At 53.5% G+C, this 22,154-nt stretch carries 22 protein-coding genes and 1 pseudogene; 19 read left to right on the forward strand and 4 right to left on the reverse strand.

Features of this window, described 5'->3' with window-relative positions; all coding sequences use genetic code 11:
• Nucleotides 1-20 precede the first annotated feature (20 nt).
• The gene (hpt, locus tag EVJ28_RS05140; protein WP_131458866.1) at nucleotides 21-548 is read left to right on the forward strand and encodes a hypoxanthine phosphoribosyltransferase; all 528 of its coding nucleotides are present in this window, start codon (nucleotides 21-23) and stop codon (nucleotides 546-548) included.
• Between the two features lie 26 nt (nucleotides 549-574).
• Here hpt and EVJ28_RS05145 read toward each other — a convergent pair whose 3' ends face one another.
• The gene (locus EVJ28_RS05145; protein WP_016510385.1) at nucleotides 575-988 is read right to left on the reverse strand and encodes an SA1362 family protein; all 414 of its coding nucleotides are present in this window, start codon (nucleotides 986-988) and stop codon (nucleotides 575-577) included.
• Between the two features lie 16 nt (nucleotides 989-1,004).
• Complete coding sequence (locus tag EVJ28_RS05150; protein ID WP_131458865.1) at nucleotides 1,005-1,946, reverse strand: DUF1385 domain-containing protein; 942 nt, start codon at nucleotides 1,944-1,946, stop codon at nucleotides 1,005-1,007.
• Between the two features lie 141 nt (nucleotides 1,947-2,087).
• On the opposite strand from EVJ28_RS05150, the gene aroQ reads away from it, so the two are divergent.
• From aroQ to accC, 5 genes are all read left to right on the forward strand, one after another.
• The gene (gene aroQ, locus EVJ28_RS05155) at nucleotides 2,088-2,525 is read left to right on the forward strand and encodes a type II 3-dehydroquinate dehydratase (protein ID WP_131488201.1); all 438 of its coding nucleotides are present in this window, start codon (nucleotides 2,088-2,090) and stop codon (nucleotides 2,523-2,525) included.
• Nucleotides 2,521-3,588 (forward strand): M24 family metallopeptidase, encoded by a 1,068-nt coding sequence (locus EVJ28_RS05160; RefSeq protein WP_131488260.1) that lies wholly within the window; start codon nucleotides 2,521-2,523, stop codon nucleotides 3,586-3,588. The genes aroQ and EVJ28_RS05160 overlap by 5 nt, the downstream gene beginning before the upstream one ends.
• Nucleotides 3,589-3,618: 30 nt before the next feature.
• A complete protein-coding gene (gene efp, locus EVJ28_RS05165) occupies nucleotides 3,619-4,185 on the forward strand; it encodes an elongation factor P (RefSeq protein WP_070327053.1) in 567 nt (188 codons plus the stop codon).
• A 113-nt stretch (nucleotides 4,186-4,298) separates the two neighbouring features.
• The gene (accB, locus tag EVJ28_RS05170; protein ID WP_131458864.1) at nucleotides 4,299-4,745 is read left to right on the forward strand and encodes an acetyl-CoA carboxylase biotin carboxyl carrier protein; all 447 of its coding nucleotides are present in this window, start codon (nucleotides 4,299-4,301) and stop codon (nucleotides 4,743-4,745) included.
• Between the two features lie 7 nt (nucleotides 4,746-4,752).
• On the forward strand, nucleotides 4,753-6,096 hold the full coding sequence (gene accC / locus EVJ28_RS05175) for an acetyl-CoA carboxylase biotin carboxylase subunit (RefSeq protein ID WP_131488203.1): 1,344 nt from the start codon (nucleotides 4,753-4,755) through the stop codon (nucleotides 6,094-6,096).
• A gap of 281 nt (nucleotides 6,097-6,377) precedes the next feature.
• On the opposite strand, the pseudogene EVJ28_RS05180 reads toward accC, so the two are convergent.
• A pseudogene (locus EVJ28_RS05180) lies at nucleotides 6,378-7,494 on the reverse strand (RNA-guided endonuclease InsQ/TnpB family protein).
• A 252-nt stretch (nucleotides 7,495-7,746) separates the two neighbouring features.
• Here EVJ28_RS05180 and nusB point away from each other — a divergent pair.
• The 10 genes from nusB to spo0A all read left to right on the forward strand — a co-directional run bounded on the left by nusB (nucleotide 7,747) and on the right by spo0A (nucleotide 17,353).
• Nucleotides 7,747-8,130, forward strand: coding sequence for a transcription antitermination factor NusB (gene nusB, locus EVJ28_RS05185; protein ID WP_131458862.1), 384 nt, complete (start codon nucleotides 7,747-7,749; stop codon nucleotides 8,128-8,130).
• 87 nt (nucleotides 8,131-8,217) lie between these two features.
• Nucleotides 8,218-9,054, forward strand: a complete 837-nt coding sequence (gene folD, locus EVJ28_RS05190; RefSeq protein WP_131488206.1) for a bifunctional methylenetetrahydrofolate dehydrogenase/methenyltetrahydrofolate cyclohydrolase FolD — start codon at nucleotides 8,218-8,220, stop codon at nucleotides 9,052-9,054.
• Nucleotides 9,047-10,396 carry an exodeoxyribonuclease VII large subunit gene (gene xseA, locus EVJ28_RS05195; RefSeq protein WP_131488208.1) on the forward strand — a complete coding sequence of 450 codons (1,350 nt, stop codon included), beginning with the start codon at nucleotides 9,047-9,049 and terminating at the stop codon, nucleotides 10,394-10,396. The genes folD and xseA overlap by 8 nt, the downstream gene beginning before the upstream one ends.
• Nucleotides 10,365-10,595 carry an exodeoxyribonuclease VII small subunit gene (gene xseB, locus EVJ28_RS05200; RefSeq protein WP_016510387.1) on the forward strand — a complete coding sequence of 77 codons (231 nt, stop codon included), beginning with the start codon at nucleotides 10,365-10,367 and terminating at the stop codon, nucleotides 10,593-10,595. The genes xseA and xseB overlap by 32 nt, the downstream gene beginning before the upstream one ends.
• Nucleotides 10,592-11,467 (forward strand): polyprenyl synthetase family protein, encoded by an 876-nt coding sequence (locus EVJ28_RS05205; protein ID WP_131458859.1) that lies wholly within the window; start codon nucleotides 10,592-10,594, stop codon nucleotides 11,465-11,467. Before xseB ends, EVJ28_RS05205 begins: the two co-directional genes overlap by 4 nt.
• Nucleotides 11,468-11,591: 124 nt before the next feature.
• Nucleotides 11,592-13,484: a 1-deoxy-D-xylulose-5-phosphate synthase gene (gene dxs / locus EVJ28_RS05210; protein WP_070327906.1), complete on the forward strand. Its 1,893-nt coding sequence runs from the start codon at nucleotides 11,592-11,594 to the stop codon at nucleotides 13,482-13,484.
• Between the two features lie 6 nt (nucleotides 13,485-13,490).
• Nucleotides 13,491-14,312, forward strand: a complete 822-nt coding sequence (locus EVJ28_RS05215; RefSeq protein WP_131488210.1) for a TlyA family RNA methyltransferase — start codon at nucleotides 13,491-13,493, stop codon at nucleotides 14,310-14,312.
• 148 nt (nucleotides 14,313-14,460) lie between these two features.
• Nucleotides 14,461-14,910, forward strand: a complete 450-nt coding sequence (gene ahrC / locus EVJ28_RS05220; RefSeq protein WP_016510386.1) for a transcriptional regulator AhrC/ArgR — start codon at nucleotides 14,461-14,463, stop codon at nucleotides 14,908-14,910.
• A gap of 13 nt (nucleotides 14,911-14,923) precedes the next feature.
• A complete protein-coding gene (gene recN / locus EVJ28_RS05225; RefSeq protein ID WP_131467856.1) occupies nucleotides 14,924-16,621 on the forward strand; it encodes a DNA repair protein RecN in 1,698 nt (565 codons plus the stop codon).
• Complete coding sequence (gene spo0A, locus EVJ28_RS05230; RefSeq protein ID WP_084812906.1) at nucleotides 16,622-17,353, forward strand: sporulation transcription factor Spo0A; 732 nt, start codon at nucleotides 16,622-16,624, stop codon at nucleotides 17,351-17,353.
• Between the two features lie 616 nt (nucleotides 17,354-17,969).
• On the opposite strand, the gene EVJ28_RS05235 is transcribed toward spo0A, so the two are convergent.
• Nucleotides 17,970-18,218, reverse strand: coding sequence for a DUF2627 domain-containing protein (locus tag EVJ28_RS05235; protein ID WP_131458857.1), 249 nt, complete (start codon nucleotides 18,216-18,218; stop codon nucleotides 17,970-17,972).
• A 133-nt stretch (nucleotides 18,219-18,351) separates the two neighbouring features.
• Here EVJ28_RS05235 and EVJ28_RS05240 point away from each other — a divergent pair, with 133 nt between their 5' ends.
• From EVJ28_RS05240 to EVJ28_RS05250, 3 genes are all read left to right on the forward strand, one after another.
• A complete protein-coding gene (locus tag EVJ28_RS05240) occupies nucleotides 18,352-19,989 on the forward strand; it encodes a sigma 54-interacting transcriptional regulator (protein WP_131458856.1) in 1,638 nt (545 codons plus the stop codon).
• A 122-nt stretch (nucleotides 19,990-20,111) separates the two neighbouring features.
• On the forward strand, nucleotides 20,112-21,008 hold the full coding sequence (yqiS, locus tag EVJ28_RS05245) for a phosphate butyryltransferase (protein ID WP_201738348.1): 897 nt from the start codon (nucleotides 20,112-20,114) through the stop codon (nucleotides 21,006-21,008).
• Nucleotides 21,009-21,032: 24 nt separating this feature from the next.
• Nucleotides 21,033-22,154 carry a Glu/Leu/Phe/Val family dehydrogenase gene (locus EVJ28_RS05250; RefSeq protein WP_070327065.1) on the forward strand — a complete coding sequence of 374 codons (1,122 nt, stop codon included), beginning with the start codon at nucleotides 21,033-21,035 and terminating at the stop codon, nucleotides 22,152-22,154.

Here is a 22,154-nt window from a genome sequence, read left to right on the forward strand (position 1 = left end):
CGGCGAACGATCGCCGAAAAATGAACATTCAAATCAAAGGGAAGTTATTTGATGAAGCACAGATCAAACAGCGCGTCGCTGAACTCGCGGAACAGATCGAACGTGATGCGGCCGGGACGCCGATCGTCCTCGTCCCCGTGTTAAAAGGTTCACTCGTATTCGCCGCTGATTTGATGCGACAGATGAAAGGAAGCGTCCAACTGGACACGGTCGCGACTTCGTCTTACGGGAAAAAGTCGGTCTCGAGCGGGAACGTCCAACTTCGGAAAGATCTCGACCTCGACGTCGAAGGGAAATATGTCGTCATTATCGAGGACATCATCGATACCGGTCAGACGCTCAAATTTTTGTGTCAGCATATGAAGCTGCATCAACCGGGAGAATTGAAAATTTGCACGTTGCTAGATAAACCGGCTCGTCGCCTCGTCCAACTTGACGCGGATTATGTCGGATTCGAGATTCCAGATGAGTTCGTCATCGGGTACGGTATCGACTACGCGGAACAATACCGCAACTTACCGTATATCGGATTTGTCGATACAGACTAAAAGGAGCGCCTCGAGAGGCGCTCCTTTTACATGTTCGCTTTCTTTTTCTTCTTGCCTTTTTTTCCTTCGATGACGGTCAGGTGAGGGGCATCGCTGCGATGGACGCTCGTACGTTTCGACAGTTTGGTCACGTTCGAGCCTGGTTTGGTGTTCTTTTTCTTAGCGGCCGCTGCGGAAGGTTTGACTTTGGGGCTATTGCCTGGTCGCGCCATCCGTTTTTTCGACGCTTGCGCGGTCTTCCGGTAACGCACGTCTTCGGCCGAAATTTTAGGAGCCATGAAGACCCGGTAAATCACGTAAAAGATTAACCCGAAAATACCGATGAAGAGCAACTGTCTGAACAATCGACCAGGATCGGTCGCTAACATATGTCCGACTCCGATGAAGCCCAAGATGAACACGATGGTCGCCGCGGTCGAGCCGATTCTTTGTCTGATCATGGTGTTTTCCTCCTCTTTATCCCTCTCTTTGGACGTCTGGTTGACCGAGCTCGGAACGTTCCCACGTCTCGAACGCTTCGATGGCGACGCGGATCTGTTCGTCGTTCGGTTCGCGCGTCGTTAGTAGTTGCAAGGAAAGTCCTGGTTTACCGAGCACGGATAAGAACCGATGCTCCCGGAAGCGATTGGTGAATTGAAGCACCTCGAACGAGATGCCGATGACGACCGGCAACAGCGCGATCCGGCTGACGAGCCGGACCCAAAGTGGGTCGATTGGGACGACCATATAGACGCCGATGCCGACAAAAACGGTGAACAGGATGAAGCTTGAACCACACCGATAGTGGAGGCGTGAGCTTGAACGGACGTTATCAACGGTGATCGGTCGTCCGGATTCGTAGCAGTTGATAACTTTATGCTCGGCGCCATGATATTGGAAGACGCGTCTGATGAGCGGGGTCAATGAAATCAAGTATAGGTAGCTGAGCAGTAATACTAGTTTAATTCCCCCTTCGAGCAGGTTTTGAATCACGTGACCGGACAGTGCGGGCACGTTTTGGAACATAGCGGCAAGGAGCGCCGGGGTGACGTTGAAGATCAATTTGCCGAAGATGTAAGAAATGACACCGACGATGGCGATCATGATGACCATGAGGATGTTTTGCTTTTGCTCTGGCTTCTCCGTGACGTCTTCGCTCGGGTCGACGTCATAGCGATCGCTCGCGAAGTTCATGTGGGCCGAGCCGTTCTTTAACGACTCGTATAAAGCGACGATGCCGCGAAGGAACGGGACTTTTTTCAACGATTGGACCCACGGGACGAGGAGTCGAGGCTGTTTGAACGTCTCGATCGATCCGTCTTTACGCCGGATGGCCGAGGCGCTCTCGGTGCGTCCTTGGAACATGACGCCTTCGACGAGTGCTTGACCGCCGACGGGGATCAACTGTTTATTTTTCATAGGTTCTCCTCGATTCTGACAAGTATATAGTTGAATTATAACGTGATTTGATCGAAAAACGAAACCTCAGGTGACGCGATTATCGCTCTTCGCATAAATTTGTTACAATAAGAAAGACTTGACGAATGAGGGGGAAGGCTTGTGCATATACTTGTCTTGAATGGACCGAATTTGAACTTGCTAGGTAGACGGGAACCGGATGTGTATGGGGATGTCTCGCTGAAAGGCTTGACGGCAGAACTGTTGCTCGAAGCACCGGGAGATGTTCGTCTCACGTTCATCCAGTCCAATCATGAAGGTGAGCTGATCGATGCGCTGCATGAGGCGTATGATTACGCGGGCGTCATCTTGAACGCCGGGGCGTATACGCATACGTCGATTGCATTGCGAGACGCGATTGCCGCTATTTCAGCCCCGGTCGTCGAAGTACATATCTCGAACGTGCATGCCCGTGAGTCGTTTCGTCACGAATCGAAACTTGCCGGTGTCTGCCTCGGCGTCATCAGCGGATTCGGATTGACGAGCTATACGCTCGCGTTGCATGCACTCATCGAACATTGGAGGAATCTACATGATTGAACGCGTCAACAAGCTACAAGCTCAGTTAGAAATGAACGGGATCGATGGATTGCTCGTGACGAAACGAGAGAACATTCGTTACTTGTCTGGGTTTACCGGGTCGAGCGGGGTCATCTTGATCACAGCGAAGGCGGCGAGTTTCATCACGGACTTCCGCTATACCGAGCAGGCGGCTAGCCAAGTAACCGGTTATGACATCATCGAGCTCGAAACATCGCTCATCAAGTCGGTGTCTGACATCGCGAGCCGAGAAGGGGTGAAGCGTATCGGGATCGAACAAGATGACATGACGGTCGGGACGTATCGGACGTATGAGAAAGAGGTAGCGGCTGAACTGGTCGAGACGTCAGGGATCGTGGAAAAGCTGCGCTTGATTAAGGACGAGGCAGAGATTAAGATAATGAAGGAAGCTGCGGCGATTGCTGATGCGGCGTTTGCCCACATCCAGACGTTCATTCGCCCGGGACGCACTGAGAAAGAAGTCGCCAATGAGTTGGAGATGTTCATGCGCGGCCAAGGTGCGGATTCGTCTTCATTCGATATGATCGTCGCTTCTGGTCATCGTTCGGCATTGCCGCACGGTGTGGCCAGTGACAAAGTCATCGAAGCGGGTGAACTCGTGACGCTCGACTTCGGAGCGTACTACAAAGGGTACTGTTCGGATATTACGCGTACGCTCGCAGTCGGCGAGATCTCAGACAAATTGCGCGAGATTTATGACACGGTGTTACGTGCCCAACTGGCAGGCGTGGAAGGGACTCGGGCCGGCATCACCGGCATCGAGGCTGACGCGTTGACGCGTGACGTCATCAAAGAAGCCGGGTACGGCGAGTACTTCGGCCACTCAACCGGTCACGGACTCGGAATGGAAGTACATGAGGCGCCAGGGTTGTCGTTCCGGTCTGACACGGTGCTCGAACCTGGGATGGTCGTCACAATCGAGCCTGGGATCTACATCGCCGGCATCGGTGGCTGCCGCATCGAGGATGATGTCGTCATCACGAAGGATGGAAATGTCCGTCTCACGCAGTCGCCAAAAGAGTTAATCACGATTGAGGCTTGAGTCTCAGCTCATTTTTAGGAGGAAATCACTATGGTATCAGTAAACGATTTAAAGACAGGGTTAACAGTCAAAACATCAGACGGGTCGATTTGGCAAGTCATCGAGTTCCAGCACGTCAAACCAGGTAAAGGCGCAGCGTTCGTTCGTACGAAAATGCGCAACTTACGTTCTGGCGCGATTCAAGAGACGACGTTCCGGGGCGGCGAGCGGGTCGAACGCGCTCACATCGAACGTAAAAAAATGCAGTATTTGTATCCGATGGGCGACACGTACGTCTTCATGGATACAGAGTCGTATGAGCAGCTCGAATTGACGGGCGAGCAAGTGAAAGCGGCGCTTCCGTTCATGCTCGAGAACATGGAAGTGAGCATCGCTGATTATAACGGTGAGATCCTCGGGATCGAACTTCCGACGACGGTCGTCTTGACGATCACAGAAGCTGACCCAGGTGTTAAAGGGGATACGGCGTCGAACGTCAAAAAGAACGCTACGGTCGAGACGGGCCATATCATTCAAGTCCCGCTCTTCATCGAGCCAGGTGAAAAAGTGACGGTCGACACACGTACCGGCGACTTCATGGGACGTTATAACGGGTAATACGAGCAGTGTCCATTCAAACGAATGGGCACTTTTTTTGTCGTTGCATTCACTGGTCTGACCAGTTATAGTAGAGTAGAGATTAGTACCAGGTATAAATAGGGGGTTATTTCATGCAAATCGATCACATTAAAGAGCTGATTGAACTGCTCGACCAGACGTCTATCCATGAGATGGAGCTCGAGACGTCCGAGTTCAAACTGTCATTAAAAAAAGAAACGGCGCAACAAATCGTCACGAGCACACCGCTTGCTCAACCGAGTACTGCTCCGTTATCTGCACCAGCCGTAGACGAGAGCGAAGCGCCTCAAGCGGAAGTGAGCAACTTACGTACCATCACATCACCGATGGTCGGAACGTTTTATTCACGCCCGGCCCCGGATAAAGACACGTACGTCAAAGTAGGCGACCGTGTCGAGACGGGTCAGGTCGTCTGTATATTAGAAGCGATGAAACTGTTCAACGACGTCGAGGCCGAAATCAGCGGGGAAGTCGTTGAAATCCTCGTCGCCGACGGCGATTTAGTCGAATATGGCCAAGCGCTCTTTAGCGTGAAGTGAGGGTGCTATGAAATTACTCATTGCAAACCGCGGCGAGATCGCGGTACGAATCATTCGGGCAGCCAAAGAAATGAATATCCCGACAGTCGCCGTCTTTTCGGAGGCGGATCGTGAGGCGTTGCACGTTCGTCTCGCGGACGAGGCGTATTGTATCGGGCCGAACCCGTCGAAAGACTCTTATTTGAATATCCCGAACATCTTGTCGGTCGCTTGTGCGGTCGATGCGACGATGATCCATCCGGGGTATGGATTTTTGGCAGAAAATGCCGAGTTCGCCGAGATGAGTGAAGCGTGCGGGATCCAGTTCGTCGGTCCGAGCAGCTATGCGATTCGGAAGATGGGCATTAAAGATGAAGCGAAACGGACGATGATCGAGTCAGGTGTTCCTGTCGTCCCGGGATCGAGCGGTGTCGTGACGGATGATGAGGCGATTGAACTCGCTCGAGAAATCGGTTATCCGGTCATTATCAAGGCGACGGCCGGAGGCGGCGGACGCGGCATTCGTGTCGCTTTCGACGAAGAAGAGCTCATCAAAGGACTCGTCGCGACCCGTAAAGAAGCGAAACAAGCTTTTGGGAACGGTGACGTCTATTTAGAGAAATATATCGAATCGTTCCGTCACGTCGAGGTGCAAGTGCTCGCTGACCAGTATGGGAACGTCATTCATTTAGGAGAACGGGACTGCACGATCCAACGCCGGATGCAGAAACTGATCGAGGAGGCCCCGTCGCCTGCGATCGACGAGGCGACGCGTCAAGCGATGGGAGAAGCGGCCGTCAAAGCGGCGAAAGCGATCCAATACTCGAGCGCCGGGACAATCGAATTTATTTACGTCCCTGAATCGAACGAGTTTTACTTTATGGAAATGAACACGCGAATCCAAGTCGAGCATCCGGTCACGGAGATGATCACCGGCTTTGATCTCGTCCAAGCGCAACTTGAAGTCGCGCTCGGGCATCCGCTCGCCATCTCACAGGCCGATATCGTCTTTAGCGGTCATTCGATCGAATGCCGCATTAACGCCGAAGACCCGTTCACCGACTTCCGTCCGATGGCCGGCAAGATCGATCAATATATCGTTCCAGGAGGAATGGGGGTACGGGTCGACAGCGGCTTATACGCAGGTGCCGTCATCCCGCCGTTCTATGACTCGATGGTGGCGAAGCTGATCGTCCACGCCCCGACGCGCGAGGAAGCGATCGCGAAGATGCTCCGTGCCCTTGACGAGTTCACGGTGTCGGGTATTCATACGACGATTCCGTTCCATCAACAAGTCATGGCGCACGAACATTTCCGCAACGGTGCGTTCGACACGAAATTTGTCGAAAAAGAAATGATACTGACGAAATGAGTCGAACAAGGAAGCCCGAACATTATTTCGGGCTTCCTTGTTTTTTGTACTGAATTTGTGAGTGCTTTATGCTAAACTATCACAGTCAACAACCCGCCACTTAACGCCTTGACGGTCCGTTTGAGGTGGGGGCTTGCGTCCATCGAGGACTCGACGGCGCCTCTACCCTCGTAGAGTACGGTTACGCTCGTTCCTGCCCGGTAGTGCGGACGGCGCTCATGCGCCTCCTACCTTCGCGTGGCGGAACATCGGGACGGTTGACCTCGCCCCTTCCATGGGGGTCATGCTCCCGTGGCACCTGTACCGATGTGTTCGATGCCTTTCCGATGCAGGTTCATCGCGCCGACGCGGTCATCATTCGATCGGTACCGGCAGTTCTTGCATTGGAACGTGTGCAGCTTCTTGTCCCGGTTCGCCTTCTCGGTGTGCCCGCATGTCGGACAGGTCTGGGAGGTGTGTCTCGGGTCGACGACGATCACCTTCTGACCGTTCAGTGCGGCCTTGTACTCGAGCATGCGACGGAACTGGTAGAACGCCCACGACACGGAGACGTAGCGGTTTCTCGCCCGCACCTTCTCTGTGGCGGCATGGATGCCGGTCAGGTCCTCCAACACGAACAGCGTGCCCCTCGGGTATCGGTCGACGAGTGCCTTCGTGACCTGATGGTTCACATCGGTCACATAACGGTTTTCTCTCGAGCCGAGCTGTCTCAGCCGCTTGCGGGCCGATGGGGTCTGCCGTCGTTGCAGCTGTTCGCGGGTCGCTTTAAACGTGCCTCGCTTGTGCTTCACCATTCTTCCGTCGTAGAAGGTGGTCTCGCCCCTGGCTGTCGTACGTGACCGCCAGGAAGTTGATGCCGAGGTCCACACCGACGATGTTTGTGACGCAAGCGTCGTCGAGTTCGGGGAACGCCTTCGTCACGGGGATGTGTAGGAACCATTTCTCGTGTTTGTGCACCAGTTTGGCTGTGCCGAACCGCCACGTCCCGTTGAAGTACTGCCTCATGCCCTTACGCGCATAGTCCAGCTTGATCCGTCCGTCCAGCGTGTTCACGCTGAACCGGTCCTGGGTGAGCGAGTAGTCGCGGTTCCAGACGAGGTCGTATTCGGGACGCTTGAACTCCACACGGGACCACGCGTGCCCGTTCGACTTCGCCGACTTGTACCGAGCGATCACCGTCTTCATGACCGACTGGGCCATCTGGCTCTTCAGGCCGAACCGTTGCCGGAGCTCGGCATAGTGCGAGTCGTTGAGGCTCGCCTGGTTCAGGTCCCTCGTCTCGAAGACGTGTCCCGACAGCCAGTCACAAGCCGACCGGTATGCGTCCATCGTTGCCCTCAGGATAGCCGCTTGAGGGGGCGGGACGAAGAGTTGGACCTTCGCAGTGATGGTGGACATTGGGTTCACCGCCTTTCACTAGAGATAATATTTTTTTCCCGTAGAGAACAGTTTACAAACGAACAACCGGAGAGGATGGGCAAGAGATGAGGCCGGTATCGATAGCGACGTTGTCTGCCAAAACGGACATGCGTGATTCAGTCCCGGCGGCAATTTCTCCCCCACTTATCGTCGGGCTGTGCCCGGAGCACGATTGAAGTAGGGGTATCCTTGCCGATTAAAGATGAAAGCAAGCAAAAGGAGAGTATCTGAATGAAACGTCATGAAGCACGGGAAAAAGCGATTCAAACGCTTTTTCAAATCGAAGTATCAAAACTTGAGGTAGACGAGGCTATCGAATTTGCCCTTGATGGTATGGACTCTGATCCATTCTACGAACAACTCGTCGTTGGAACGTTGGAGAAGAAAGATGAGATTGACGAATTGCTCATCGAAAACTTGAAAAACTGGAGACTCGACCGTCTCGGAAATGTCGAGCGGACGATTCTCCGCATGGCGACGTACGAGTTGCTCTACGTCGAGACGATTCCGGACAAAGTCACGATCAACGAGGCGGTCGAACTCGCCAAATCGTTCGCCGATGAAGAAGCGGCCAAGCTCGTCAACGGCGTGCTCGGTAACATCATTAAAGCGTAAGCGAAGACAAGCACACGGTCTGTTAAACAAATAGAGAAGACACCACACCAACTACAGAGAAACCTAAGACAATGGGGGATGAGAGAGATGGCAGTAGTGATCGACGGGAAACAAATCGCAGCATCGTATCGGGAAACGTTGAAAGATCAGGTGACAGCTCTTCGGGCGCGCGGCATCACCCCGAAATTAAAAGTCATTTTAATCGGGGACGACCCAGCGAGCCACAGTTACGTTCGCGGGAAAGAGCGAGCGGCCGAAGAGATTGGCATCGACTCGCAAATACTTCGATTTGATGATGACATGACCGAAGCGGATTTACTGAAGCTGATTGATTTATTGAATGAAGATCAAGCGGTACATGGGATTCTCGTCCAACTCCCGTTACCGAACCATATCGATGAATCTCGCGTCATCATGCGGATTTCACCGGAGAAAGACGTCGATGGCTTCCATCCGGAGAACGTCGGGAAAATGATGCTCGGTCTTGACACGCTGTTGCCGTGCACGCCGCACGGGATTTTACACCTCGTCAAAACGCAGACCGACCTCGTCGGGAAGCATGTCGTCGTCGTCGGCAGAAGCCAAATCGTCGGCAAACCGGTCGGCATGCTGTTTTTGAACGAGTCGTCGACCGTCACGTATTGCCATTCGAAGACGGCTGACCTCGGAGCGATGACGAGACAGGCCGATATTTTGATTGTCGCGGTCGGTCGGGCCGGACTCATCACGGCCGACATGGTCAAACCAGGTGCAATCGTCATCGACGTCGGTGTCAACCGTGTCGACAATCGTCTCGTCGGGGACGTCGACTATGAAGGCGTCCGTGACGTCGCGAGCGCCATCACGCCTGTTCCTGGCGGCGTCGGACCGATGACGATCACGATGCTCATGCATAACACGGTCGAGGTCGCTTCGCGTGGCTAATCCGATTCAAGTGTCCGAAGTCGTCCGTTACGTCAAACGACAGCTTGACGACGATCCGATTTTACAACAAATCGCGGTCGTCGGTGAGATCTCGAACTTTAAACGTTACGCTTCGGGTCATTGCTATTTCACGTTGAAAGATGAGGCGTCTCGCATGAAAGCCGTCATGTTTTCACGTGACGCCAGAACGCTCACGTTCGAACCGACAGACGGGATGAACGTCGTCGTCGTCGCTCGCGTGACGATGTACGAGGCAACAGGTGACGTTCAGCTGTACGTTGAACTGATGCGTCAAGACGGTGTCGGTCTATTGTTTGAGCGTTACGAGGCGAGAAAGCGCGAACTCGAAGCGAAGGGGTGGTTCGACGAGGAACGGAAGCGTTCGCTCCCGGCCTTCCCTGAACGGATTGGGATCATTACGTCCCCAAAAGGTGCTGCCTTGCACGACATCGCGACGACACTGCGGCGCCGGGCGCCACACGTAGCCATCACGTTCGCGCCGGTTGCCGTCCAAGGTGACTTGGCGGCCCCGCAAGTAGCGAGTGCGATTCGCTGGATGAACGAACGGACGGACTGTGACGTCTTGATCGTCGGCAGGGGCGGCGGCTCGATCGAGGAACTGTGGGCGTTCAACGAAGATATCGTCGTTGAAGCGATTTACAACTCGACGATTCCGGTCATTTCGGCCGTCGGTCACGAAACCGACTTCACGCTTGCCGATTTCGTCGCCGACTTACGTGCGGCCACACCGACGGCTGCGGCGGAACTCGCGACGGCGACGATCGATGCGCAGCGAAAAGACGTCGAGCGTTTGACGATGCAGTTGCAGCGTTCCGTCACGAATCAAATGACAGCTGTGCGCGACCGGCTCGAACGGGCGGCGAACAGCTACGGGTTGAAGTCGCCGCGGTTCACGCTCTCACAAAAGCGGGACCGGTTCGCTCAGGCTGAGATCCGTCTCGAGCAAGGTGTCACCAAACAACTGACGTTCGCCCGCCATCGTCTCGCTCAATCGCAGCAGCGGCTCGATGTCCGGAATTTGGCTCGGGCACTGCGGACGAACGATGAACGGTACCGTCAATTTGAAGGACGACTGAACCGGATCCGGCCGCTCGAACGGCCGACCGAACGCTTTACCGCGCAGGCCGGCAGGTTGCATGCGGTCAGCCCGCTCGCGGTCCTATCCCGAGGCTATACGCTTACCGAGCAAGACGGGACGTACGTGAAAGATGTCAAACAACTACATGACGGAGTCGTGACGATCCGTTTCCGTGACGGTCATGCCGTCGCGGAAGTGAAGGAGAGACATTATGGCGAAGAAACAAGAAGAACAGACGTTTGAGACGGCGCTGGCCCGACTCGAAGACATCGTGGCGAAGCTTGAGACTGGAGAAGTCGCGCTTGAAGAAGCGATGACGCTCTACGAGGAAGGTGTTCGTCTGTCGGCGCTTTGTCAGTCAAAATTGACGGCTGCCGAAAAGAAAATGGACGAAATTTTAGAACTGGACGGTACGCTCCGTGACAAAGGAGGCGCCGTATGAGTCAGTTGATGCTCGATGAGTGGAAACGTGCGGTCGAACAGGCGATGAGTCGTCTCGTTGACGACGCGGCCATGCCGAAGCGACTGTTCGAAGCGATGACCTATTCATTAGAGGCAGGTGGGAAACGGATTCGTCCGGCCCTCCTGTACGCCGTCCTCGATACATACGGCCGACCGATTGAACTCGGTCACGAAGCCGCCGTCGCACTCGAGATGGTACATACGTATTCACTCATTCATGACGATTTGCCGGCGATGGACGACGACGATGTCCGCAGAGGCCGTCCGACGAACCATCGTCAGTTTGATGAAGCGACCGCGATCCTTGCGGGCGATGCGCTCTTGACGGACGCATTTCAGGTGATCACCCGCACGGACGCCGCGCCTGAAAAACTAGTGAGTTTGATTTCACGGTTCAGCGAGGCGGCCGGTAGCGCCGGGATGGTCGGTGGACAGCTAGACGACATGTTAGCCGAGAAACGACAACACGTATCGCTCGAGACGCTTCAGTCGATTCATGCCCGCAAGACCGGGGCGCTGCTCGTCTATGCGCTCGAAGCAGGCGCGATTTTGGCCGATGCGTCCGCAAGCGATCAAGCGGCATTGAAGCGTTTCGGAGCGCATCTCGGTGTTGCGTTCCAAATCCAAGATGACATTTTAGACGTCGAAGGCGACGAGGCGTTGATCGGGAAGCGCGTCGGTTCGGATGAAGGGAACGATAAATCGACGTATCCGAAGCTGCTCGGTCTTGATGGTGCGAAACAAGCGCTCGCTCAGGAAGTCGCGCAAGCTGAAGCTGCGCTCGCCGAACTGTCGGTCGCTTCACCTCGTTTGCATGAGCTACTTTACTTTGTCGTCAAACGCAATCATTGACTTTAGGTGACACGATGAGCACATCGTGTCACCTTTGTTTTTCTGTATGTATAGCATATATGGACACATTCTTGTAAAATGTAAGGTACGAATCAGTAATACGACAGGAGAAAGGATGGTCATCATGGACCTGACATCCATTCAAGACCCGTCATTTTTAAAGAAAATGTCGGTGACCGAGATCGAAGCGCTTGGCGCAGACATCAGACGGTTCTTGATTGAAAAATTGGCAGAAACGGGAGGGCATCTCGGACCGAACCTCGGCGTTGTCGAGTTGACGCTTGCCTTGCACCGTGTATTTGACAGCCCGAAAGATCAACTCGTATGGGACGTGGGGCATCAAGCCTATGTCCACAAAATTTTAACGGGACGGACGAACCAGTTCGACACGCTTCGCCAGTATAATGGCTTATGTGGGTTTCCGAAGCGCTGTGAGAGCGAGCACGATGTATGGGAGACGGGGCACAGTTCGACCTCGTTGTCGGCGGCAATGGGGATTGCCATCGCCAACGAGCTAAAAGGGCGAGCGAATGATCGCGCCATCGCCATCATCGGAGACGGTGCTCTCACGGGCGGAATGGCGCTCGAAGCACTCAATCACATCGGGGCCGAGAAACAAAACGTCATCGTCATTTTAAACGACAATGAAATGTCGATCGCGCCAAACGTCGGGGCGATGCATAATATGCTCGGCCGGATGCGCGCGTCACGTAAACTGAAGCATGCCCGCGAGGAAGTCGAAGCGCTCATCAAGCACATCCCGATTGTCGGAAGTTCGCTCGAACGCAGTGGCGAACGAGTCAAGTATATGTTGAAGTCGGCACTCATACCGGGTACGTTCTTCGAAGAACTTGGCTTCACTTACTTTGGACCGACGGACGGTCACGATTTGAAAGATTTGCTCGAGACACTCGAGTATGCGAAAAAAATTGATGGACCGGTACTCGTCCATGTCATCACGAAAAAAGGCAAAGGCTATCGCCCGGCCGAACTAGACGGCATCGGGACGTGGCACGGTCTCGGACCGTACAAGATTGAATCTGGTGAAGTCATTAAAGGGAAAGTCAAAGGACCGAGTTATTCAAAAGTCGTGGCCGAAACGATCACGAAAGTCGCGGAGACGGATGAGCGTGTGACGTTGATCACGCCAGCGATGAGCGTCGGTTCGAAACTGGACTGTTTCAACAAGCAATTCCCGGAACGCATGTTTGACGTCGGCATCGCCGAGCAACATGCGGTCACGCTCGCCGGAGGTCAAGCGACACAAGGTCTCAAACCGGTCGTTTCGATTTATTCGACGTTCTTCCAGCGCGCATATGATCAGCTCGTGCACGATATTTGCCGCCAAAACTTGAACGTCGTCTTCACGATTGACCGGTCGGGCCTTGTCGGCGCCGACGGGGAGACGCACCAAGGCGTGTTCGATATCGCCTTCATGCGCCATGTGCCAAATATTCGGATTTTGATGGCGAAAGATGAGGAAGAATTGCAACATCTCGTCTACACGGCGTTAAAATACGATGATGGACCGATTGCTGTGCGGTTCCCGCGCGGAGAAGGCATCGGTACCCCGATGAGTGAGACGTTGCGTGAACTTCCGCTCGATGAGTGGGAAGTCGTGGCTGACGGGACGGACGTGGCCATCTTGACGTTCGGGCCGCAAGTGCAAGATGCGCTAGAAGTGAGAACGCTCCTCGAAGGACAACGGAGCGTACGGGTCATCAACTGCCGTACGATCAAACCGCTCGACGATGCGATGCTTACCGCGCTCTATGAGGAAGGCATCCCGCTCGTCACGCTCGAAGAGGCCGTTCTTGCCGGAGGATTCGGAAGCAGCGTGCTCGAGCATGCGAGTGATGCGAGACAGTTCCCGCGCGTCCTTCGTCTAGGGATTCCGGACCGTTATATTGAACATGGCGCGGTCAATCAACTGCTAGAAGAAATCGGGCTCAGACCGTCTCAAATCGCGGAATCGGTAGAGCAGTTCATTCAAATGACAAATCGACAGAATGTGTGAGGAATTATGGAAAAACGAAATAAAACAAGATTAGATGTATTGCTCGTCGATCGCGGGTTAGCGGAGACGAGAGAGAAAGCGAAACGGGCCGTCATGGCCGGAATCGTTTACAGCGGGACCGAACGGCTCGATAAAGCCGGCGATAAAGTGTTTGACGACATCCCGCTCGAAGTCAAAGGGCAGACAATGCCTTACGTCGGCCGTGGCGGGCTAAAGCTTGAAAAAGCACTCCAAGTGTTCCCGCTCGACGTCTCCGGGCGTATCGGGATCGATATCGGCTCGTCGACGGGTGGTTTTACCGACTGTGCCCTTCAAAACGGGGCGACGAAAATGTATGCGGTCGACGTCGGTTACAATCAGTTGGCTTGGAAGCTTCGGAGCGACGAACGCGTCGTCGTCATGGAACGGATGAACTTTCGGCACGCGACGAACGAGCAGTTCCCGATTCAACCCGACTTTGCGACGATTGACGTCTCGTTCATCTCGCTTCGGCTGATGATTCCGCCGTTAAAACAAATTTTAAAACCGGACGGTGTCGTCATGGCGCTCATCAAGCCTCAATTTGAGGCCGGTAAAGCGGATGTCGGAAAAAAAGGCATCGTTCGGGACCGGTCGATTCATGAACGCGTCGTCAATGAGATGGTCCGCTACTTCGCATCTGAAGGGTTTTGGGTCGAAGGGCTCGACTTCTCGCCGATCACTGGCGGTGACGGCAATATCGAATTCTTGCTGTTCGCCCGTTACACAGGGATCGGTGGGATCGAACCAGCTCTCGACGTGTCAGCGGTCATCGACAAGGCACATACTCAACTGAAGAAAACCGTATGAACAGCTGCAGACGATTTGTCTGCAGCTGTTTTTGAAGGTGGTTGCTCACCATATCTTTCCTTTTCAACCTTGGAATGGTAGACCTTTTTTCGCCAATACTTTAGAATGATACTGTATATGTGAAACGAAAAATGAGGTGTCAGGTTGTATGAACAAAGGACAACGATTGATTAAAATTCGAGAGATCGTTACGAATCGTGAAATTGAGACCCAAGATGAACTCGTGGACGAACTCCATCGGTCTGGTTACCCAGTGACGCAGGCGACAGTGTCGCGTGACATTAAAGAACTTCATCTCGTCAAGGTGCCGCTCAATGACGGCCGCTATAAGTATAGTCTGCCGGCCGACCAGCGCTTCAACCCGTATGGCAAGATGAAACGGATACTCGGCGACAGCTTCGTCTCAGTCGACTCGGCCCAAAACTTGGTCGTCATGAAAGTGTTGCCCGGTAATGCGGACGCGATCGGCGTCTTGATTGACCACTTGTCATGGGATGAATTGATCGGGACAGTGTGCGGGGATGATACGATCTTGATGATTGCACGGGATGAGGACCAGGCGAAGCAGATCATCGAACGACTACTCGGAATGTTATGAGGTGAATTATCAGATGTTAGCAGAACTATCGATCAAACAATTTGCGATCATCGATGAATTGAACGTCACGTTCAAGCGCGGGATGACCGTATTGACCGGAGAGACGGGGGCGGGAAAATCAATTCTCTTGGATGCGATCGGACTGCTCGTCGGAGGACGAGGTTCGAGTGAATTCGTGCGTTACGGTCAAGATAAAGCGGAAATCGAAGGGCTGTTCGTCGTCGAACCCGATCACCTGATCATCGAGGCGGCGACGCAGTACGGAATCGAGATCGAGGAAGGGACCGTCATTTTGCGCCGTGATTTACATAGTAGCGGCAAGAGTGTGTGTCGTGTCAACGGCAAAATGATGCCGCTGTCGACGTTGCGTGAGTTGGGACGTCTCTTGGTCGATATTCATGGACAACACGAGCACCAACATTTGATGGATGCCGAGCACCATCTCGGCATATTGGACAGTTTCGGCGAAACGGATCTGGCCCCGTTGTTAGCGCGTTATCACGAGACGTACACCGATTGGAAACGTGTCGCTGATGAACTGAAACGACTCAGCCAGAGCGAGCAGGAATTGGCCCAACGAATGGACTTATTATCGTTTCAAACGAATGAAATCGACGCGGCCGAGCTCAAAGTCGGGGAAGAGCAGGCGTTGACTGAAGAACGGAACGAACTTGCGAACTTTGAACGGATTCATCAGCACGTCCGCTTGTCCTACGACGCCGTTGCGGACGAGGGGAAAGGGATTGATCAAATCGGCATCGCGATGCGGGAGATGGAGGAAGGTTCGGCGCTCACGGCGTCACTTGCGCCGATGGCCGAGACGATCTCGAACGCGTACTTCCTGCTTGAAGACGCCAAGTTCCAATTGCGCGACCAACTCGATTCGCTTGAATTTGATCCGATCCGGCTCGATGAGATTGAAACGCGCCTCGCGTTGTTCCAACAATTAAAACGGAAATACGGGGCGACGATTGACGACGTCATCACGTACGGAGAAAAAATCACAGAAGAGTTAAAAACGATGACAAATCGGGAAGAACATCTTCAAGAAATAACAGATCGACTCGACAGACTCGAACATTTGATGCGTTCGGCCGGCCTCGAGTTGTCGGCAGCAAGGAAACGAGCGGCCGGCGAGCTTGAGAAGGCGATTCAGCGTGAGTTGAAAGAGCTCTACATGGAGAAGACGAAGTTCGAGGTCCGGTTCAAAGAAGTGTCGTACAAGACGGACGGGCTCGATCAAGTCGAATTCTATATGATGACGAACGTCGGAGAGCCGTTCAAGCCGCTAGCGAAAGTCGCCTCGGGCGGAGAGCTGTCACGGGTCATGCTCGCGTTAAAATCGATTTTCTCAAGGACGGTCGGTGTCGCGTCAATTATCTTTGACGAAGTCGATACGGGTGTCTCGGGACGGGTTGCCCAAGCGATGGGGGAGAAGATTTTCCGCTTGTCGGTCGGTTCACAAGTGCTTTGTATCACGCATTTGGCCCAAGTGGCCGCCATGGCGGATCATCACTTGTATATTACGAAGACCGAGACGGACGAACGGACGAAGACAAACGTCGCCGCGCTTAACCATGAGGACCGCATCGATGAACTCGGAAGAATGATTGCCGGTGCGCAAATGACCGATCTGACGAAACAGCATGTGGAGGAGCTACTTGATATGTCCCTCCAATTAAAACGGAAGTTTATCGAAGGAGTGTCTTAATTGATTACATTATGCATTGCGGACGACAATCGTGAAATCGTCGACTTGTTGACTCGACAACTTGAGTCCGAGTCCGACTTGAAAGTCGTAGGGACCGCTTTCGACGGCGAAGCATGCTTAGACGTCGTCAAGACACACCAGCCGGACGTGCTACTGCTAGATATCATCATGCCGCATCTTGACGGGATCGGTGTGCTAGAACGGCTTCAAGTAGACTTGCCGCACACGAAGCCGGAAGTGATCATGCTCAGCGCTTTCGGGAAAGATGAAGTCACGAAACAGGCCGTTCAACTGGGTGCTTCTTATTTCTTGGTCAAACCGTTCAACATTCAACAACTGATCTCTAAAATCCGCGAGCTGGCCGCGGGTTCAAGCCGCGAGTTCGAGCCGATGTCGCCAGAAGAACTCGACATCTCGCTCTTGTTGCAACAGCTCGGCATCTCGCCGCGGATCAAAGGGTTTAAGTATATCCGCCAAGCGGTCGTCTATGTTAGGGAGCGGCAAGAACTTTTAGGGTTGATCACAAAGGAATTGTATCCGATGATCGCCAAAGAACATGAGACGACGTCGTCTCGGGTCGAGCGGGCGATGCGTCACGCGATTAAGACGGCTTGGGAAAACGGGATGCGGGATCACGAGATGTTTGACGGTCGTCCAGAGCGAGAGCGCAGCCCGAAAAACTCAGAATTTATTTCGTATTTCGTCACGTACCAATCGTTCAAACAACAATGAAGGAGTCAGGGGAATCCCCCTGATTTCTTTTCTTTTTTATAAAGAAAGCGCTTGCATTTTTGATGATTCTTGTTATAATAAAGGTGTACCAAGTTACTTGGACGAGCGTCAGATGAACGCTTTCTAACATGTTCCGGAACAGGTTAGAGCAAGAAATCATCTCGGCTCGCTATCCGTTAATAGCTCAGAGGTGCGAACGACATCTCAAATCGTTATTGTTCCGACGAGAGGTCGCGACATTCGCTCATTTGCGAGACGATTCCGACATCGGTTCGAAGCTAGGGACCCATGTCAGGGTAAAACGAATCGTTCAGTTGACCAAAAGGAGTGTTGTCAATCGTTGAACATCTCATGGCAAGCGTTCGACTTCACAATGGATGGTTGGACATGACCCGATGAACATTTGTTAGTAACTCGAATGAGTACGTTTCCGTTCACGCAAGACGGCAGTTACTAATTTCTTTCAAACTTCTTCATTAAGAAGACCATTGGATCTCATGTCAAAGCAGTATAGCAAGTCTGAAAGGAGATCATCCGTAGTGATCACAATTCAATATGAATAAAAAGGTTCCGCACTTGAAATGAAGTCAAGTTAGGGAACCTTTTTTTTGTGTGTTCAAGAATCTATTCGTGGGACTTTTCCTGTCTTCTTGTCGCGATTAAAGATATACCCTGCAACGAAACCGATACCGCCCATTGCCAGTAACAGACCGAACGTTCCTTGCAACATCGATGCTGCAGCAACCGACTCGATCCATGTGAACGGGGCACTCGTTTTTAAAAAGAAGCTGTCACGTAAAAGCTTGATGCCGTAGACACCGAATAGGCCTGGGATGATTAGGATCAGAAGCGCGATCGCACGCATAGTATCTCCTCCTTTTCCACTCATTATTTTAACAGAAAACGAGAGCGGAAACACTGCCTTTTTCGAAGAGTTGCGAAAAGGAAGGCGGTTGAGTAGCATGAATATAGATTAGGAAAATTGGGGGATTTTAAAAATGAATAAACGATTGTTGATTGTCGGAGCGGGGAAAGGCGGGACCGAGGTGCTCAAGATGCTCCTTGATTCCCCGCTCGTCACCGTCGCTGCCGTCATCGACTCGGACATAGCAGCAGAGGGGTTGAAGCTAGCACGGAGTTGGGGAATCCAGACTTCGAGCGATTGGCACGCGTGTGCTGACAAAAAAGTCGACTTTGTGATCGAGACGACCGGACAGAGCGAGACGTTCGTTGAACTGAAGGACCATTTTTCGGAGGCGGTCGTGCTACCAGGCGAGTTTATCCGGATCGTCGTCGAGCGGCTGAAGCAGAACCAACAGATGCTCGAAGCGATCATCGACTGTACGAGCGAGGCGATCTCGGTCGCCGACCATAACGGGAATACGATTTTAATCAATCCGTCCTATACCCGCCTGACCGGATTTAAAAAAGAAGATGTCGTTGATAAACCGGCGACGGCAGACATTGGAGTGCAGGAGAGCGTGCACTTGAAAGTTTTATCGACTGGTCAAGGCGTACGTGATATTCGGATGCAGATCGGGGCGACGCGCCGAGACATCCTCGTCAACGCCGAACCGATTGTGGTCGAAGGGAAGCTGCGCGGTTCCGTCGGCGTCATTCGCGACGTGTCCCAAATCCGGGCGTTGCGTGATGAGTTGAAGGAAGCGAAGACGCGGATTCGCAACTTGGAGGCGAAATATCAATTTACAGATATCATTGCGACGAGCGAAGCGATGCGCTTCGTCATCGAACAAGCCCGCCTAGCGGCACTCACGCCGGTCACCGTGCTCATACGCGGCGAGTCCGGCACCGGCAAAGAACTGTTCGCCCACGCCATCCACGGCGAATCGCCGCGGAAGTTTAAAAAGTTTGTCCGGGTCAACTGTGCAGCCATCTCGCCGACGCTGTTAGAGAGCGAACTGTTCGGGTATGAGGATGGTGCGTTCAGCGGGGCAAGGCGCGGCGGGAAAGTTGGCTATTTCGAGGAGGCGGACGGCGGATCTTTGTTTTTAGACGAGATTGGCGAACTCCCGGTCGACGTTCAAGTCAAGCTACTCCGGGTCCTCCAAGAACATGAAGTCGTTCGAGTCGGGGGCACGAACGCGATCCCGGTCGATGTCCGGATCATCGCGGCGACGAACGCGAACTTAGAACAGAAAGTGGCGGACGGGACGTTTCGCGAGGATTTATATTATCGGATCAACCGGATGCCGATCCACATCCCGCCGCTCCGTGACCGACTTGAAGAGATCGAGCCGCTTTGCGAGCGGATTATCCGTAAACTGAATCAAGAGTATGGTCGACTCGTCCATGGGGTCGATCAAGCTGCGATTGAACTATTAAAGAGTCAATACTGGAAAGGGAACGTCCGTGAGCTTGAGAATGTGATCGGCCGGGCGATGATTTATATGGCGAGTTCTGAGCAATGGATCGCTCCCCATCACCTTCAACTATCGACACGGACCGTCACGGCGCGATCAGTCGAAGCCGTATCGCTTCAAGACGCCGTCGCTCGCTATGAACGAGACTTGATCGACCGGGCGATCGCTGAAGCGGACGGGAACAAATCAGAAGCAGCGCGGCGGTTACACATCTCGATCCGGACGCTGTATAATAAACTTGAACGTCTGCAGTAATATGCATGCATAATTCTGCTTACTATGCAATGTATTGCAGGGTGACCCTTCGTTTAAAGCGCTTTCAAAAGCGGAAGCAAACTTGCATAATATAAAGTGTAGACAGGTTAGGGGGGACAACGATGAACTTTGACAGGATGCTTGAACGGGCAAAACGGTTAGATGGATGTACCGTGTCGATTGCCGGGGCGGCCGACGTGGAAGTGATCCGCGCCGTCAAGCTTGCGACCGACCATGGATTGTCACGATTTATCCTATTCGGGGATGCCCGGGAGATTAAACGCTTGTGTGATGAACATGACATTGCCGAGTCGACGATCGATATTTTACACGTCAAGGGAGAAGCCGATATCGCCAAACGAGCGACGCTCGCGGTTCGCAACGGTGAGGCTGATGTCCTCATGAAAGGAATGGTGTCGACATCGATCTTCATGAAGGCGGTGCTCAGCCGGGAGGCGGGACTAAGGACGAATCGCACGCTAAGCCACGTCGCCTTGTTCCAAATTCCAAATCGGGAGCGGTTGATCGGTGTGACCGACGCGGCGATCCATATCGCTCCGACGCTCGAAGAGAAAGTCGATATCATTCATAATGCGGTCGGCGCGATGCGAGATATCGGTTACGAGTTGCCACGTGTCGCTGCAATCGCGGCAGTTGAAGTGGTCAATCCGCAAATGACCGCGACGACCGACGCCGCGCTCCTTGCCCAGATGAACCGGCGCGGCCAAATCAAGGGTTGCGTCGTCGATGGACCGCTCGCACTCGACAACGCGGTCGACATGATTGCCGCCAAACAAAAAGGGATCGCTAGTGAAGTGGCCGGACAAGCCGACTTGTTGCTCGTCCCATACATAGAGGTCGGCAACGTCCTTTATAAATCGATCATGTACTTCGCCGGGGCCAGCGTCGCGGCGATCGTCGTCGGGGCCAGTGCCCCCGTCGTCTTGACGAGCCGGGCCGATACGGCCGAGGCGAAACTTTATTCGCTCGCGTTCGCGCTACTGCACGCTAAAAAATAAGTGATGACCCAGGAGGAATAAAAAATGATGGAAACAAACATGGAACCACGCTTTCGAATTTTTGACGTATTGCAGGCTGAAGACTATGAGCAGATTGTATTTTGCCAAGATCAAGCATCAGGCTTGAAAGCGATCATCGCGATTCATGATACGACGCTCGGACCAGCCCTCGGCGGACTGCGGATGTGGAATTATACATCAGAAGAAGAAGCGCTCACAGACGTGCTACGTCTCGCCAAAGGGATGACGTACAAGAATGCGGCGGCGGGACTCAACCTCGGCGGCGGGAAAGCCGTCATCATCGGGAACGCGAAGACGGACAAATCGGAAGCATTGTTCCGTGCCTTCGGCCGTTACGTCCAGTCGCTCAGTGGTCGCTACATCACGGCTGAAGACGTCAACACGACTGTCGCCGACATGGACTTCATCCATATGGAGACCGACTACGTGACGGGCGTCAGCCCAGCGTTCGGCTCGAGCGGCAACCCGTCTCCTGTTACCGCGTACGGTGTCTATCGCGGCATGAAGGCTGCCGCGAAGTGGAAGTTTGGTTCCGACTCGCTCGCCGGCAAGACGGTCGCCGTTCAAGGTGTCGGGAACGTCGCCTATAATTTGTGCCGCCACTTGCACGAGGAAGGCGCACATCTGATCGTCACGGACATTAACGAAGACGCGCTCAAACGGGCCGAGACGGACTTTGGCGCGACAGTCGTCAAACCGGATGAGATTTATGCGGTCGAGTGTGACATCTTCGCGCCATGTGCGCTCGGTGCGGTCATCAACGATGCGACGATCCCGCAACTGAAAGCTCAAATCGTGGCCGGTGCGGCCAACAACCAACTCGCTGAAGACCGTCACGGCGACGTGTTAGAGGAGCGAGGTATTCTTTACGCACCAGACTTCGTCATCAACGCAGGCGGTGTCATCAATGTGGCCGATGAGCTTGAAGGGTACAACCGCGAGCGGGCCATGAAGAAAGTCGACTTGATTTATGACAACATGCAGCGTGTATTCGAAATCGCTGAACGGGACGGGGTACCGACTCACGTCGCGGCAGAGAAGATGGCCGAAGAGCGCATCCAGATGATGTCGCGCTCGCGCAGCCAGTTCTTGAAAGTCGAAAAAAGCCTGTTAGGTGGGCGCTAA

Source organism: Exiguobacterium sp. SH3S3, from assembly GCF_004337115.1.
Lineage (GTDB): Bacteria > Bacillota > Bacilli > Exiguobacteriales > Exiguobacteriaceae > Exiguobacterium > Exiguobacterium aurantiacum_A.